The organism is Candidatus Ichthyocystis hellenicum (genome assembly GCF_001460935.1).
In the GTDB taxonomy this organism is placed as follows: Bacteria; Pseudomonadota; Gammaproteobacteria; order Burkholderiales; family 2013Ark19i; genus Ichthyocystis; species Ichthyocystis hellenicum.
Map to the genome: position 1 here is coordinate 1,861,505 of NZ_LN906597.1, position 19,807 is coordinate 1,881,311.

5 protein-coding genes are annotated in these 19,807 nt (G+C 27.5%); all 5 read left to right on the plus strand.

Annotated features, from left to right (window positions below):
• Positions 1-159 precede the first annotated feature (159 nt).
• The 5 genes from Arg41_RS07065 to Arg41_RS07085 all read left to right on the plus strand — a co-directional run bounded on the left by Arg41_RS07065 (position 160) and on the right by Arg41_RS07085 (position 18,976).
• Complete coding sequence (locus Arg41_RS07065; protein WP_092343636.1) at positions 160-3,846, plus strand: hypothetical protein; 3,687 nt, start codon at positions 160-162, stop codon at positions 3,844-3,846.
• Between the two features lie 778 nt (positions 3,847-4,624).
• A complete protein-coding gene (locus tag Arg41_RS07070) occupies positions 4,625-8,149 on the plus strand; it encodes a hypothetical protein (protein WP_092343755.1) in 3,525 nt (1,174 codons plus the stop codon).
• A gap of 1,033 nt (positions 8,150-9,182) precedes the next feature.
• Entirely contained in the window at positions 9,183-12,707 is a 3,525-nt protein-coding gene (locus Arg41_RS07075; RefSeq protein ID WP_092343754.1) for a hypothetical protein, read from the plus strand.
• A 280-nt stretch (positions 12,708-12,987) separates the two neighbouring features.
• Positions 12,988-16,659, plus strand: a complete 3,672-nt coding sequence (locus Arg41_RS07080) for a hypothetical protein (protein WP_092490660.1) — start codon at positions 12,988-12,990, stop codon at positions 16,657-16,659.
• A gap of 643 nt (positions 16,660-17,302) precedes the next feature.
• Positions 17,303-18,976: a hypothetical protein gene (locus Arg41_RS07085; protein ID WP_092343753.1), complete on the plus strand. Its 1,674-nt coding sequence runs from the start codon at positions 17,303-17,305 to the stop codon at positions 18,974-18,976.
• Positions 18,977-19,807 lie beyond the last annotated feature (831 nt).

Genomic DNA, 19,807 nt, shown 5'->3' on the forward strand with positions numbered 1-19,807 from the left:
AAGTTTTAAATAAATACAATATGTTAAATAAACTATTCTTATAAGCAGCACTGTTATCAGAACTGTTTTTTAAAAAATTGTTTTTACTACAATTAAGATAAGTGTACAATTTACGGCTTCGATAGAGGAAATTATTTTTTCGATTATTAGGTTATGTATATGTATCCGTGTCATTCAAGAGATGGTTATACTGTAAGCAATACTGATGGAAATAAAAATATCAATGACATGTCATCTATGGATACCAACCGGGTTTTATGCAGTAACAATCAGGATATTAGTTCCTTTGTAGATACTTTACAAAAAGATACATCATTATATGATTTTTTAAACTTTCCCGCTCATAATTATTTAAATCCAGATGATATATATAAGGAAGAAAAATTACTCTTTCCTGATGTATTTAAATTGAATAAAATTTGTGAATCCAACCTCGAAACAGCAATTATTAATTATGACAATACTAAATTATCTACGTCTTGCTCAACAAAACGTCCATTGATTGAAAACGAAACACATACAGCACTACCAGAACCAAAAAGAATAAATTTCGAACAAAATATTGGCAGTTGTTCAATCGGAAATTATTCATATTACGATAAATCGTTTGATTACGAAAAACAACTACCAACGGTAGTTGAGTCATCGTCAACGGCACTAATGACTAAGGACACAGATAATCCTCAAAGCACATATGCCAAAGAAGGAAATCATCCGTCATCGATAAAGATCACAAATGAATTATCACAAAACAAGCAATATGTAGATACCAAAACTCCAAGAGAAAATTCAATTAAAAAAGAACTATATCTTGAAACATGTCGTATGAGTAATTTCTGTTATGAAGAAATAACCATGAGTATATATATCCATGCTATTAATAAAATTAATATCGATAGCAGTGGATTGTTTAAAAACATAGTCTTAAAAGAACTTGATGGCATTATTAAAAGCAGGGGATTTTCAAAATCATCCATTAATCTTTCTGTAACTTATTCGAACATACGCAATTATATTATGGATAGAGTATGCCCTTTCCTTAATGATCCTACTACTTCAGATATATTAATAACTCCAGGAATGTCTATTTCAAATTTAAGATCTAGTTGCTTATTAAATCACCTATTCTTTGAAAAACTACATGAAAATTGCATAAAAATAGCAAAAAATATATTTCTCATTTCAGATAATTCTTTGTCATATTTATTTCAAAAATATATTAATTTTAATTTAAGTTCTTGCTTGAACTCAGCAGTTAATGATGGAAATATCATATACACTCAACAAAATAAATTTACCTCAGCATTGAAATACCTAATTGCAGAAATAATATATAATTTGCCCAATAGCATTATTTTTGAAATTAAAAAATTTGATGACGATGAAATTGTAAAATGTTTATTTTTTAAAATGCATGATGTATTTATATCCAGATCTTTTATGAGAAAATTAGGATCCTTATCAGAATCTTATAAAAGTAATCTTCCTAATAGTAGATTATCCGCTAACTCACGCTTGTTTAACAATTTTCTTGAGGAGGTAGAGAATTTAATAATAACGTCATGCATATTGTTCCGTAAAGAAACATTTCTTCCAAGTAAAACAATGATAAGACGATTATCCGAATACCTACTATCAGATATACGTAATGAACATGATGGATTTGGTAAAAACACTAAACTAGCTACTGAAAATGCTTCAGTAGATGTAGCAAATGCTTTCTCGTCAACGACAGTAGATATAAAAATAGAAGATTACAACTGCGAACCCATTGCAACAACGTCAGATATAAATGGCACCAAACAGTTGAAGAGATGTACAGTGTTGAAAAAGTTGTATTTAGTTCCCTATCATCACCATAATTTACATTCTGCAGAATTTACTTCGAGTATATATGAATATGCTATCCATACAATTGACATTGATAGTGACGAATTTTTTAGCCGTACAATAGCAGAAAAGCTGTACGATCATATTAATAGGAGGGGGTTGGATAAGTTATCTATGAGCATTGAATTAACTTATTCAAATGTTAGAAGATATATTTTAGGAAAAGTATCACCCCACATTAATAACATTATTACTAATGCAGATGTGATAATAACTCCTCATATGTCCATATCAGATATAAAGCATAAATGCATGTCAAATATCATTTTTTTTGAAAAACTAAGTGAAAAATGTGAAAAAATTGTAGAAGAGATAAATATAATTCCAGATTTATATTTCTCAAATATTATTCAGAGTTGCATTAATTTTGGTCATCATGAACGTTTGAATATTAATCACAAGAAAAATAAATTTTGCTCGGAGGTAAAATTATTGATTATGAAAACAATATTTAGCTTACAAGATAAAATAGTCAATGAAATAAATAAATTTAATCAAGATAAAATGGTGAGAAACTTATTTTCAAGTATACACGGCATATTTATTAGTAAATCATTAATAAGAAATTTAAATTTATTTTTTAATTCCAATAAGCTTCCAACTAATAGCTTTAAAGATAATATAAACTTACTTAATGATTTACTTGCAAGCTTAATAAATATGGTAAAAACATCACCCATATTTCATGAAGGAAAATTGTTTTTTCCAAATAAACATACATCGGAGAAGCTATCTAAGTATTTACTGGCTGATATGTACGCTATTCCTGCTAAATTTCATAAAAAACTTAAAGTATCTCGTAAAAATATATCAAATCCTAGAACATTAATAAGTAGTGTTGATTTAGATGGAACACATATAAATAACATGATTTATACGTCTAAAATCATAAGATCAAAATTACTATCAACTGAGGAATCAATAAGTTATCATAAAATAAATTCTAAGTGGAATCCAACTTTTATAGCATCTTTAAATATATATAAATTAGCCATATCAATGATTGATATTGATGAAGGAGAATTTAAAAACTCTTTCATAGATAAAAACAAGCACATTTCCTCAGTTAAAAATCATTTTAATAAAAAAGGAAAAATTGATGTCGACCTTTCTGAAACATATAATCGCGTTAAAATATATATCACGGATTTATTTTGCAATTTCTTGAATGAGGTTGAAGAAGAAACAAAGCCTAAAATAGTAATATACGATGGTATGACTCTAGATGAATTTGAGTATTCGTACATATCAAATGATAATTTTTTTGATAAGTTTCGTAAGTTTTGTAGCAAAATGGTCGAACATATTAAAAAATGTACTGATAGCACATTAATTAACTTGGTGCAAAATGTTGTATATTTAAAAACGGAAAAAGAAATGCCTAGAAGAATATTAATCAGACGGAGCGGTAAAGTTAAATTTCACAAAGATGTAGCAAAGATATTGATCAGAAATATATCAACTGCCCCAGGAGTAATTACAAATTTGATCAAGTTATTGCCTCGCAATAAAATCATAGGAGAATATATGTCTCCCTTCCATGAAATTTATATTGATAATACGTGGCTACTAAAAGCAAAATCATTGTTCGAGTTTACTCAAAAAAAAGTATCTGATGATCCCCTATTAAGTTGGTTAATAGACAAAATGTCACTAGACATGGCTGATAGAGTTAGTAGAAAAAATAATGATGCAAAGCAGTCTAGACAGCAGTCTAAACTCGCTGATAGCCACATTGCTTGCAGAGTAAGAAAGTTGGTAAGAGAAGAACTGAATGCATTTAATGATAAATTAGATGATCCTATCATGATTATGAATCATAATAAAATTGAAACCGCAGATCAAAAAATAAGATCTAAAATATTAGATAATCTCGAATCGGACTTAATATCAGCAGCCATAAAGCTATGTAGAGATTTGCGTCTCAAAACGTACGAATCAAGAGTAGTAACTTAAAATTATAACAAACAGCATATATCATATTACTGTCAGCAAGATCATTTATTGCATTGATTTTGGTAAAATTTAGTATATTTTCAAAGAAATTATTACCCATGACTATGAACATATCAAGATGATAATTATTTAGATGCAAACCACAAGTTTACTATAGCAATATACGAGATACCCCCTACCCTATATTGAGGCCAAAATTTATTACGCTTTATATTGTGAACATAAATGCTTTTGTAATGCAAAAAACTTTGACTTATGTGATTACCAGAAGATACACTTTTTAAAATTTACCATCAATAACACATTATATTGATGAGATTATTATGAATAAGGAGCAAACAAAAATTTAATTTATTAAATGCAACTAACAGTTACATTTATCTATTGCCATATACCATCCTAATGTAAAAATTTTAATCGATATGGTATTAACATCAACCAAGAACAATATATTAATTATTGTGCTATCTTCGAAGATAATTTATATTTAATTATTATTAATTTAAAAGTCAAAAATATTCTTTGCACAACATAAAGGTAAGTTTAATGTCGATTAAAATCAAATTATTGCCACAATATAAAGATCATTTACTTGCAAAATAAAAATTACTTATAGATTTAAAAATAACTAGCTGTATTATATTTAATGGATCTTATTTTAATTTAAGAATATAAAAATATGTAGCCAATTTAATGTCTTAGAAATTTATTTTTACTTTAATCGATATAGCTGTACAATGTACAGCTAAGCATAAATTTTTTATTTAGGTTTCGATATATGTACCCATGTCATTCAGGGGATAGTTTTTCTGTAAATGAAGTTGATGAAACAAAAAATATTGCGGGCAATGTGAGGAGTATAGATGCTGATCATCCACCTCATAAAATCCTATGCTCATCTAATGATTTTTTAAAATTATATGACAGTAATGACCTGAACCAAAATAATAATTACGGTCAAGAATTATTAGCTTGTGATGTATTCAAATTAAATAAATTATGTGAATGCGATTTAGGAATTTTAGTTTGTAGTCATAATGATAATACGGCACGCACCTTTAATGCTGTAAAAAGTCCTGTTACTAATGAAGAATTATCTAATAAAAAACACAATTCTCATTCTGAAAATACAGAGAGTTGCGTAATACCCAAAGAAATTAAATTAAAGTCATATCGTCGAATTTTTCTGTATCGCAAAGAATTTAATGCAAGTGTATATAAAAATGCCATAAAAAACATCACCATTGATAGTAATGAAGCATTTAAAAACACAGTATTAGATAAAATGGGAACAGATTTTCTCAAAAATAAAAGAACGGCTTTAGTAAAATCAAAATCATCTATTGAACTTTCCCAAACCTACTCTAATGTTAGAAAGTATGTTTTAGAGAAACTTTATTCCGTTCTTAGCGATCTTATCCCTACTTCGGACATACCAATAACCCCAGGAATGTCTATTTCAGACTTGAGACATAGCTGCTTATCAAATAAGAACTTCTTTGATAAATTGAGTAGTGAGTGTGAAAAAATCGCAGAAGATGTACGATCAACCCCTTACGCTTCATTATCTCACGTGTTCCAGCATAGCATTAGCTTTGATTCTAATAATTGTACAAATTCTACTAACAATAAAGTTAGTTTCTTTCCATTGAAAAACAAATTTCTACCGGGATTAAAAAAATTAATCATAGATACAACGTCTAGTTTGTCCAGTAATATTATATCTGAAATTGAAAAATCTGACCAAAACGGTATTGTAGATGGATTGTTTTTAAAGACACATGGTGTATTAATACAAAAATCATCAATAAGAACTATAAATTGTTTTTTCGATTACAATAATAAAGTTTTAGCAAATTATGACTTTGATGATAATTTAAGTTTACTTAAACATTTACTTGAAAAATTGAAGAATATAGTGAAGGCGTCGTGTGCATTCCATGAAAATAAGGTAGTTTCACTGGGAGAATCTACAATAGAGCAATTATCTATCTATATATTAACAGATATGTATAACATACCTGTTAAGTTTCATAGAAAACTCAAGCTTACTCCCCAAAATATTATAGAACGTCAAAGATTAAGTGAAAACTTCTATTTGAATTATAGCCGTGTGGCCAATCATATACCATATACTGATGACGGAATGGAATTACAATTATCAAAATTGGACCCAACTAGCAGAACAAAAATATCAACAGAAATTAACAGTAATTACGACCCTAGTAAATTAGTTATAGAGTATACCAATTTAGAACAGTGCGTATCCTCCCCAAAAATTAATCTTATAAAGTATAGTAAAAGTGACTTATTTTTGGATAAACTTAGTTCAAGCATATACGAAAATGCCATTAATAAAGTTGATATAGACATTAATAGAATGTTTAGAAACAGCATATTAGAAAAATTAGATGCCCATATTAAAAGGAAGGGATTTGCAAAGTCATCTGTAGATCTTTCTTTAACTTATTCTAATGTCAGAAAATACATTCTATGTAAATTATCGCTCCACATTAAGGATATAATCAAGACAGCAGATGTACCGATAACTTTGGGAATGTCTATCTCAGATATTAGGTCTAGATGTTTATCAAATAAATTATTTTTTGATAAATTAGCCAAAAGTTGTGATAAGGCGTTGGAGGAAGTACCTGCAATTTCAGAAAAAATTTTATTATCCATGATTCAAAGCAACGTTATCTTTGATTCGGACGAAAGATTGAACATTAATCATAAGAAATATAAATTTTTACAAGAATTAAAATTATTAATTACAGAAACAATATCTAATTTGGTAAATAGCATTATTAATGTAATTAAAAATTTAAAACCAAGTGAAATTATAAATGGTTTATTTTACAAAACACATGGCATATTTGTATCAAAATCTCTTATAAGGGAATTAAAACTTTTCTTTAATTCTAATAAAATACCAATCGGTAGCATTGAATACAACTTAAGCTCAATTAATAATTTTCTTGTAGAATTAACAATTTTAGTAAAAAAACACGTTATATTCCACGAAGGAATGTTATTTTTTCCTGAAAAACACACAGCAGAAGCGCTATCTAGATACTTGTTGTCCGACATGTACAATATTCCTTCTAGATTTTATAAAAAGATCAAAGTATCTAGCGAAAACATATCAAAACCCCATTCGTCAATTGAAATTGCTAGCACAGATATTAACTGCAGAAAAGATATAACATATCACACTTTCACAAATACAGAATCTAAATTACTAGAAAAACCTATAACATTTGTTCAAAAAAAATCAAGTTGGAACCCAGCCTTAATAAGGTCCATAAATATATATAGACTAGCAATATCAATGATTAATATTGATAAAGGAAACTTCGAAAACTCGTTCATAGATAAAATAAAGCACATACCATTGGTAAAGAAATATCTTTATAAACAGAAGAAAATTGAGATTGGCCTTCATGAAACTTACACCCGTGCCAAAAGTTATATTCTGGAAACCTTTCATCCGTTCTTGACAGAGATAGAAAAAGAAACAAAGACTAAGATAGTATTACACCACGGTATAACTTTAAATGATTTAAAAAATTCATATATATCAAATGAAGAGTTCTTCAAAAAATTGCGTATATTTTGTAGCAACGCTGTAGAAAGACTTAAAAATTTTACTGACAATAGCCCGATAAATTTGATACAAGAATACATATGTTTAGGAACAGAAACACAGAAAAAGATGATAATTAGGAAAAATATAAAATTAAACCTACTTAAAGACATAACAAGATTGTTAATCATAAATATTTCAAGTATTCCAGATGTAATTATAAATTCTATAAAGTTGATTCCCTGCTCCAAACTCGCAGGGGGACATCTATCCCCCTTTCATGACATGTATGTTGACAATATATCGCTGCTAAAAGTAAAATTAGCATTTGATGCTGCAATATCGAAAGTAATTAATGATCCGCTATTAAGTTGGTTAGTAGATAAAGTATCTCTGGAAATGATTGGCAACTCATGCGATGGAAATAATATAAAATCAAAAAATCAGTATAAATTCATTAATAGTTATATCACTTCTAAGGGATTGTACACATATAGTTACATAAAAAAATTAGCAAAAAACGAACTGGTTGCCCTTAGAAATAATATAGGTGATACCATCATGATTATGAATAACGATAAAATTGAAAACACGGATAAAGTAACTAGATCTGAGATATTAAATAAACTTGAATCTGATTTGATTGCAGCATCTATAAAAGCCTACAAAAATTCATGTATTAAGGCCTATAAGTCAAAATTAGGAACTAAACATTGACTAAGGGATGTAACATCATCATTATTAATACTTTTTTAAAGAATTTATCTCTACCAAAATCTAAAGTGATATCGATGATATAAACTACCATTCAAGTAACACTTTATACAATATCAATGTCTAAACTCAGAAAGTATTAATCAAATAAGCCCCGTAAATGTAAAATATGTTAATATCAGCTAGTATCGTAGATATAAAACCAACCATAGAATATAATAAGGACCAAAATAACTATGGAAAAAATCATCATACTATGACCTAAAAAGGCCATATATTGATATTGCGGATAAATTTATCCCTGAAAAAAATAATACAGCTGAAGGATTATTTGAGATTACTAACAATGATAAAAATACATGCTTATAATCTGTTTATACCATAGCGAAAAAAACCAAATTTTAAATTTATAAAAAAATATAAATACCAGAAAAATTAATAATAGAGGAGTTCAAGAGAAAAATTTAATATTGAATGATATTTTCTTTAATAAACTACATATCTCTCATTTAGACGCTGATTTCGTAATTTTGCTTAATGTATATGTTGATCATTAACCACCAATAAAAATAAGATTTTTTTTGTAATCAGTACTAAAAGAAACAGTTAATCAGATACCATTATCTCATAATAAAGATAAATTTTATAATGGCGTCAATGATCAATGATAATAAAATTCTAAAAAATTAAGTTAGCCCATTATGATTAGGAAAAATGATAAAATTTAAACTACAGATAAACAATAAAGGAATGATATATTTGATGAAATGAAATCAGATCTAATTAAAAAACCATAAGATCATACAGTACTTCATTTTTAAAAACATGAAAATTAAAACTAAAAAATCACATCTATTGTACCAGTGTAGTGCAATTTTATGTGTTTAAAATCCATATCATATCATTATTACTAATAATAGTATCACATCAATTTTGATTATCAGTGAGATGTATTAAAAAATTCATTTATCCTAAAACTAATACCAGTGTACAATTATCACTATTGTGAATAAACTAATTTGATAGGTTACAGCACATGTATTCATGCCATTCAAAAGATGATTTTATTAGGGGCGGCAATGGAAATCTAAGTATTAAAGATGAGGATGACAAAAACACTACTGAAGAAGCTGTGTCCTTCAAGAAACAAAAAGTAAGTAAAAATGAAGATTATAGCTATTGTGCAGACATTTTACAAAAAAATGAGCCATCTTGTGTTTTTTTAAACCCTAATACTCCTCACTCTGAATTATCCCAAGATAATTATTATCAAGAAAAATTACTACTTCCAGATATATTTAAATTGACTAAATCATATGAATCTAATTTATCTGCTACGGATGAAACCTTTGATACCGATAAACCATCTACGTCCATTGCGGTAAAACACCTACTAACTGAAAAAGAACCAGTCTCAATAGCCCTAAATCCAAAAATAATAAAATTCAATCAAAACACTAATGACGAAAAAAATCTAGATACTACATATTCAACTTCTAAGGAAGATATAGTAAGCCCCTCAATTTCAAAAAACACTGAGGAAACAGCATCAAATAATCCAACCACTTGTAAAAAACCAGAACAATCAACAGTTAAAAAAAATATAAACCTAAGGGCATATCATCGACACAATTTATGTCATACAAAAATTAACTCAAACGTAATATACAGAGACGCCATTAAAAAAATTAGTATTGATCGTAACGGATTATTTAAAAAATGTATATTAGAAAAACTAAGTAAAAATGTTAAAAGAGGAGATTTAGTAGAATTAGACCTATCCGCGACCTATTCTAACATACGCAGATACGCTTTAGAGAAACTATCAACATTTTTTAATGAAAATACTCCTAACTTAGAAAAATTAATAACTCCCGGGATATCTATTTCGGATTTAAAATACAACTTCATATTAAACAAAAATTTTTTTAAAATACTACGAGAAAATTGTGAAAAAATTGTAGATAATGTACGAGCAACTCCGGATAATTGCTTATCACATATCTTTCAAAGAATACTTATTTGTAATATTAATGATTCCTTGAATTCAACCAGTACTAAGATCAGATTACCTCATAAAAAAGATATATTCCTCCCAGAATTAAAAGATCTAATTGTGGATACAATATCAAACTTGCCCAGCAGCGTCATTGCCGAAATTGAAAAACTTGATCAAAATAATATCGTGAATGCTTTATTCTCAGATCTGCATGGCGTATTAGTATGTAATTCATTGATAATAAACATAAATATATTTTTAAGACCATATAAAAATAAATTTCTAAATAGCAAGCTTGAAGATAATTTTCATTTATTTAACAGTTTAATCGAAAAAATAAGAAACCTGGTGAGAAAATCCTTTATATTTCATGAAGGATTTTTTTTATTAGATGAATCAACAGCAGAGCAACTGTCTAAATACATATTGTCAGATATATATGGCATACCAACTAAATTTTATAGAAAAATTACACTATCTTCTAAAAATGCACCTGAAAACCGTAGACTAAGTAATGATATTGATACAATAAATATTAATCGATCTGAGCAATGTGTAATGACAAAAGAATTTGACTTAGGAGCACATCATAAGATCAACTTATGCTCTGAAAAATTCACATTAAACATATATGAAGATGCTATTAAAAAAATTGATATTGACAGTAATGATATGTTTAGGGATAGTGTATTTGAGAAAATAAATTATTATATTACAGGCAGAGGACTTACAAAATCATCCCTCAATCTTTCTACAACTTATTCGAATGTTAGAAAATATGTATTGGATAAAATTTCACCTTACATTCGTGATATCATCTTCACTGAAAACATATCAATAACACTAGGAATGTCTATATCAGACATAAGGTGTAAATACATATCAAATATAGATTTTTTTGAAAAACTAGCCAAAAGTTGCGAAAAAATTGCAAAAGATATCCATGAAATTTCAGATGATTACTTCGCAGGGATTATTCAAAATTGTGTTTGTTTTAGTTCATCTGAGCATTCCTATATTGTAAACAAGAAAAATGACTTGTTCTCAAAAGTAAAGTTATTAATTGTGGAAACAATACTAAAATTGCCAAATAAAATTGCCATTGCACTTAAAAAGTTTACCAAAATAGAGATCGTTAATAGTTTGTTTTCAGATATACATGGCTTATACATTCCAAAATTACTAATAAATTCTTTAGCAATTAATATGAAATCATTTTTTGACTACAATAAAATTTCAGATAGTAATATTGTTACAAATTTAAATTTTCTTAATAGCTTACTTACAAAAATATTAGTTCAAGTAAAGACATTACCCATATTACATAAAGAAAAAATTTTTTCCCTAGATGAATCTACAGCAGAATTACTATCTAAATACCTCTTATCAGACATATACAGTGTACCTTCTAAACTTCACAAAAAAATCAAACCCCAGGAATCTATTAACAGCACTGTCGTTGCATTAGATAATACTTTTACAAAAGGTGCTGTAACTAATACTTATGACATAATGGAATCTAAATTACTAGAAAAACCTCCACTCATACCACAAAAGAAATCGCAATGGAACTTGGATCTTATATCATCTTTAAATATATATGAACTAGCTATATCAATGATTGATATTGACAAGGGAGATTTCGAAGATTCTTTCATAGATAAAGTCAGACATTACCAGATAGTAAAAGGACACGATAGCGAAAAAAGAAAAATTAATATTGCCTTTTCCAAAATATATAATCGCATCAAAAATTATATTTTGGAACTATTTTACCCTTTCTTAAAAGAAACAGAAGAAGCGGCAAAATCTAAAATAAAACTCACTGATGGCATGACTATAGATGAATTAAGACACAATTACATATCAAATGAGGCATTTTTTAATGAATTAAATGACTTTTGTAGTAAAGTTGTTGATCGTATTAAAGGCATCGATGATAGAACATTAGTAAATCTTATACCATGCAGAATCATCCTAGTAAAAGAAGGACATAAGATGATTAGAAACGGAAATAAAATTAAATTTCGTAACGTAATAGAAAATCTATTAGTTAGGAACGTTTCAAATTACAGGAAGATGATTACAAATGCTATTAAATTAGTTCCCGACTCTAAAATTGTGGAGGGATATTTTTCTCTTTTTTACGATATGTATATTGATAATGAATCTCTTATAAAAGCCAAATTAGTATTGGATTATGTAAGAGAGAAAGTGGTTAATGATAACCTATTAATCAAATTAGCAGACAAAATTTGCTTGGATATGATTAGTAATCCTAGCAAAGGAAAAAATATATGTAAAACAATTAACACTCACGTAGTCTGCGAAAAATTAACTACCTACAAGTATATAAGAAAACTGGTAAGAAAAGATATACATCTCATTAAAGACAAGCTAAGTGAACCTATTATGATTATGCGAAATAATAAAATTGAGATTGCTGATCAAAAAACAAGGAATATACTATTTGATAAAATTAAATCATCTCTTATTGAGGCAGCTATAAAGTCGTACAGAGATTTGTGTGCCAGAGCATACAAATCGTACAAATCAAAATAAAAAATAACATATTGACATGATTAAATTTATTTAAACAGGAAAAAGGATTACAACGATATAATCGTAAGAAATTAATGTATCATCTTTCATTTCAACAAGGGCATATACGGCATATTTTCCAAGTCTCATAAGACAAAGGTTTACGGTATATAACTATCAATGGTCAAATACCAATTCCTGTTATAGGTCACACAATTTAAAGAAATTTATTTTAGATAAAATATACATCAGTGTATAATCTTACTTACTTTAGAATAAATTATCACCATCAGGATTCATTATGTATCCATATCACTTAAGTAATAATTCTAATGTATGCTGTATCAGTGAAAAGAAAGATATTAAAAACGAGACTGATGATAAAGTTTCTGGGAATTCATGTTATCAGGATAAATATGCAAATAAAAATTTAGACACTTATCATTCTACAGGAATAGAACTAAAAGACAAACTTCCTTGCAATTTTCTAAATACTCATACTTATTGTGAATTATACCAAAATGATAATTATGAAGAAAAATTACTATTTCCTGATGTATTTAAATTAGACAAATCTAATTCAATAAATTCAATTTGCGACTTTGACGATAATGAACCATCTACATCTTATGCAGTAAAACGTCCACGTATTGAAGATGCAGTGCTATCAACAGCACCAAATCCAAAAAAGATATACCCTGAACAAAGAGCTGACAAAGAAAAAAGTTTCATATCTCCATCGCTAGATTTTGCGGGACAAATAATAAAAGATCCTAATTTAAAAAATACTGAGCAACTTACACAAAATCATGCAGTTAAAAAGAATGTAACCCTAAAATTTTATCGTCGCAACAATTTATGCTACACGAAAACTAACTTAAGCATAGTATATAGAGATGCCATTAAAAGAATTGATGTTGATGCTAATGGATTATTTAAGAAATTTATATTGGAAGAAATGGGCAAAGCTCTTAAAAAAAGAAATTTCTTAAAATCACATCCCAATCTTTCCACAACTTATCATAATATACGAAAATATGTTCTGGGAAAGCTGTCTAAATTACTCAACGAAGATTCAATGGATGCTGATATATTGATAAGTCCAGGAATGTCTATTTCAGATTTAAGATCTAATTTCATATCAAATAATAATTTTCTTAAAAAACTACGAGATAATTGCGAAAAAATTGCAAGAGATGTACGTATAGCTTCCGATAATTATTTATCACATGTATTTCAAAGTCGTATTATTTTCAAAACGAATGACTCTTTAAATTCAACTAATACTAAAATTTCCATTTTTCCACAAAAAGATAAGCTTATCGCAAAATTAAAAGAATTAATTATAGATACAGCATCTAACTTGCCCAATAGTGTTATTCGTGAAATTGAAAAGTTAGATCAAGATAGTATAGTAAATGCTTTGTTTTCAAACCTTCATGGTGTAATGGTATCAAAATCATTGATTAAAAATTTAAACTTGCTCTTTAATTCTAATAAAAACAAATCCATAAATGGAATATTTGACGATAATTTAGATTTATTTAATGATTTACTTCATAAAATAGGAAATCTAGTAAGATCATCTTGTATATTTCATGAAGGAATTTTTTCACTAGATGAACCAACAGTAGAACAGTTATCTAAATACCTACTATCAGATATGTGGGGTATATCTTCAAAATTTCATGACAAACTCAAACTGCCTGCTCATAATACACACAAAACTCAAAAATTAACCGATGACGTTAATTTGGAGTACAATTATAAAAAATATGTAGTAACAAATATATCGGCGAAAGAAAAATTTCAAACACCAAAATCAAGTTTAATATTCACTAACACTGCACTAACTAGATCAGTAAACATAAAAAAGGAAATCAATAATGACTATACTCATGATAAAACTTTAGCAACATCAGTTATAAAAAGTATTAATCAACCAAGACACAGTGTAGTGACAAAAGAATTTAGTCTAGGATCATACCGTAGAATTAATTTATTTTCTGCAGATATTATATCACCCATATATGAAGATGCCATTAAAAAAATAGATATTGATGGTAATGGATTGTTCATCAATAGTGTATTCGAAGAATTAGGATCTTCTATTATAAGCATGTGCGTTACAAAATCATCTCTTAGCATTTCCAAAACTTACTCAAATGTTCGCAAATACATCCTGAATAAAGTTTCCCCTTACATTAGAGATATTATTAATTATGCAGATGTATCAATAACTCATGGAATGTACATACCTGAAATAAATCATAATTGCATATCAAACAAAGTTTTTTTTGAAAAATTTAATGAAAAATGTGATGAAATTGTAAAAAATATACATCTAATTCCGAATGATTATTTCCTAAGCCTTATTCAAAGCAACATTAATTTGGGTTCTGCTGGACGTTTAAAAATTACTAATAGGAGAAATAAACTTTGCTCAAAAGTAAAATTTCTAATTACAGAGACAATATCAAATTTGCCCAACAGTATTGGGCATGAACTTAGAAAGTTTAAGCAGAGTGAAATAATAAATGGTTTATTTTCAAAAGTACATGGTATACATATACCAAAATCTTCCATAAGAAAGATGATCTTATACTTTAATTCTAACGAACTTCCAAACAATGCTTCTGATTTATGTTTTCTTAATAACTTGCTTACAAGATTATTAAACCAGATTACAATATCACCTGTATTACACAAAGGAAAGATGATTTATATAGGAAAATATACAGCAGAATTATTGTCTAAATACTTATTGTCAGATGTGTACGGTATTTCTAGTAAACTTCATAATAAACTTACCCCTAGACGTATTAGCGATAGCCCCTTAAAAGGTGGATATGAAAAAACTGTTGTAGCTAATACTTATGATGATACAAAATTACCATTGTTAGAAAAACCAATACTCATCCCACCTCAAAAATCTAAATGGAGCCCTGATCTTATAACATCTATAAATATATATGAGCTATCTTTGTCAATGATTGATATTGACAAAGGTGATTTTGAAAATTATGTCATAGATAAAGTTAGCCACTATCCATTAATAAAAGAATTACTTACTGAAAAAGAAAAAATCAATTTTGATTTTTCTGTAACCTATGAGCGCATCAAAAATCATATCCTGGAAATATTTAGCCCTTTCTTTAAAGAAATTGCAGAAGAAACACAAAAAAAGGTAAAGCTACTTCACGGTATGACTGTAGATGAATTAAGGCATGCCTATATATCAAATAAATATTTTTTTGATAAATTGTGTGTTTTTTGTAATGAAGTGATTGATCGCATTAAAAATCGCAGTGATAGTACATTGGTAGATATGATTCAATGCCGAGTACCATTAGAAACAGAAGTATCTAAAGTGATATGGATAGAAAAAAGTAAGAAAATCAGATTTTATAATGGCATAGAAAAAATATTAATTAAAAATATTTCCAATATCCCCAGAATAATTACAAACGTGATTAAATTATTACCAAACACTAAACTTCTAGAGGGATGCTTCTCTCATTTTTGTGATATGTATGTTGACAATGCATCGTTGCTAAAATCAAAATTAGTATTTGATTATATACAAAAAAAAGTATCCGATGACCATTTATTGAACAGATTAGTAGATACTATTTCAACAGATATGATTAATAAAATTGAAAAAGGAAATATAACATCAAAGATCATAAATAGCCATATGGTTTATGAAAATTTATCTACCTACAACTATATAAGAAAATTAGTAAGAGAAAAATTGCCCGCCCTTAAAGATAAAATAAGTGACCCAATTATGATTGTACGTAATGACAAAATTGAAATAGCAGACCAAAAAACAAGGGACACTATATTTGATAAACTTAAATCATACCTTATTGAAACCACTATAAAGTCATATAGAGATTTATGTATAAAAAAATACAGACTATACAATTCAAAAATGAAATCTAAAAAATTAATATGGGAAAATTATTAAATAATACCTAATAAATAGGCATCATAATTAGCACTCTGGATTTTGGTTAAAAAATTTGCCTCTACTAAAACTATCACCATTCTTGATGATAATATACTTTATTTAAGCACATTAGTAGCTAATATAATGTCAATTTCAGATTGGATAGAACTAAGAACTATTCATAACATATTTTTCGGTACCATATTATTTCAGATCTTAATAATTATTTAAATTTAACTAATATATATGGTGTATTTTCAAACTTCATAAAAAGCTCAAAATCTCTGAAATGTATGTTGATAACTAATCACAACTAAAAATAGGGAATGCAATAAAAGTTTAATAACGACTATTAGGAAATAAAGTAAAGCATGCAAGATCATCAATGAGAGTTTAGTGATTATGTTTGATAATGAATAATATAAAATTTAAACTGCATATAGAAAATACGGGATAAAATACCGGGCAACTAGAATCAGACCGAATTGAAACAACTATAAAGTCGCACAAAAAATTATGTCCAGATCATGTAACTATTGGCAATGGATATATTATTTTTTCATAAGTAAAATGACTTTTCAATATTTTTTTTCTGCTAAAACACGAAATAGGTGTACAATGACTGTTTCTGTGGGATAGATTATCTTTTAGGCATTATTATATGTATCCACATCTCTCAAGAAGTAACTTTACTGCAGATAATATTGATGAAAGAAAAAATATTAAAAATGTAATTGATGGCAATAGTAATGACCATCAATTAAAATCCGGTACGGTGAAACGCTCATTCATTGGAGATGAGTCGTCTTCGACAACCAAAAAACCCAAAATAGTAAACCTTAAACAATCTCCAGATGACGAAAAAACATTACAAAATTATCCATCTACCAGTGAAATGCTAAGTAGATCCGTAATTAAAAAGGAATTACATATAAAACTATATCGTTGCGACATTAACTATGAAAAAAATCCCAATGCTTCATCACTAAAAAAAATAGAACAAAAAACTTTAAATACAAGGGAAATATCCAAACAATATGTAATTAAAAAGGAACTGCGTATAAAACTATATCGTTGCGACATTAACTCTGAAAAAAATCCCAATGCTCCATCACTAAAAAAAATAGAACAAAAAATTTTAGATACAATAAAAACATCAAAACAGTCTGTAATTAGAAAGGAACTAATATCATACCACCCTGGTAGTTTTTATTGCAAAGGAATAAGTTCAAGCATATACAGAAATGCTATTAAAAGAATAGGTGTCGATAGTAATGGGTTATTTAAGGATTGTGTATCAGAAAAAATTAGTAAAATTTTTAAAAAAATAAATTTCTCAGAATTATCTCCTGATCTTTCTAAAACTTATTATAATGTACGCAAATATGCTCTAGGTAGAATTTATCCATTATTTTATGAAGATACGTTTGTCTCAGATGTATTAATAACTCCTGGTATTTCTATTTTAGATTTAAAATCAAAATGCATATCAAATAGTACTTTTTTTAAAAAACTACGAGGGAGTTGCGAAAAAGTCGCAGAAGATATACGAACCACTCCGGACAGTTATTTATCTCATGTATTCCAAAGCTATATTTTTTTTAGTCCTAGTGGTTATTTAAACTCAACAGATACTAAGATTAAAATTTACCCACCTAAAAAAAAAATTCTCCCTAGACTAAAAGATTTGATTATAGATACTATATCTAATTTACCAAACAGTATTATTTGTGAAATTGAAAAACTTGATCAAAATGATATTGTAAGGGCCCTATTTTCAGACGTACACGGTGTACTAGTATCAAAATTATTGGTAAAAAATTTAAACTTACTTTCTAATTCCAATAAAAGCAAATTTATAAATTTAAGATTTGATAGCAATCAAGATTTATTTGATGATGATTTAAATTTATTAAATGAGCTATTTGACAAAATAGCAAATCTGGTAAGGGGGTTCTGTATGTTTAAGGACGGTTTTTTTTTTCCAGATGAATCAACGGTAGAACAGCTATCTAAACACCTATTGTCAGATATGTACGGTGTATCTTGCTCGCTTCATAAAAAACTAAAACTATCAGCTCAAAACATACTAAAACCTCAAGAATTAGTTGATAATATTAAGTTAGATCACAACTATACAAAAGATATGGTAACCGTTGTCTTGACGAAAGAAGAATTACAAATATTAGCTGATAATATTAAGTTAGATCACAATTATACACTAAGATATAGTAAGTGGTATATTAACAAAAGTAGAAGTAGAAATGCCAAAATTAGATCCGGTAAGCATGACAAATGTACAATCGGGATTGATAGATACAAAATGGTAAAATAGAAACTAGTGATGAAAAATTTCATCAACATAATATTTATTTCACATCAAGTGAAAGCCCCCCCCCTCCTCCTAAAACATTAGGAATGTAACCATCCCCTCATAATATATTTAATTAGGAACTAGTTCTACCAATAATTGAAATTGAGAAATGAAATTTTGAAGATTATTTTAATATATAAAAGTTAATCACTAGCAGTTAATTTGGTAATCACATACATGTGATGTATGTGATTTTGTCATCATTGATACAATTTTTATAAAATCCTACCAAAATAACAAGTGCCTCAACTTCAAAAAATATAGAAAAAATAACACAAAGAGATTCAAGTACTATAAAAAAATAGACCTACCTGTAAAATTAATCATGTAAAAATAAATTCTGCTTTTGGTCTTATTATAATAACCCACACTACTCAATCAATGATTTTAGCATCTATTGTATATAGATTTGTTCTTAGGGGATATCATAAAGTTAACTTTCCTCCTACGTGGATAATTATGATTAACGGTGAAACTGCAAACAAAAACAAGCAAAAAAACAATGTATATAATCAATCATAATCCAAGAAAATATAAAACCGCACAACAAATTATGTATTAAAACATGCAAATTATATAATTAAAAAATGGAAACTTAAAAACTATGATTAGCATAACCTTATATAACTTAATTTGATAAATATTTATAATGGGTAACTATACGCAATTAATATATTAGTATGTAAAATTTATTATCAGCAACATCAGTAAGATAATTTTAAAAAATTTATTTTTACTAAAATAAAAATGAGTGTACAATGGGGTTCCATTTACAATGAAGTAATGAGTTGT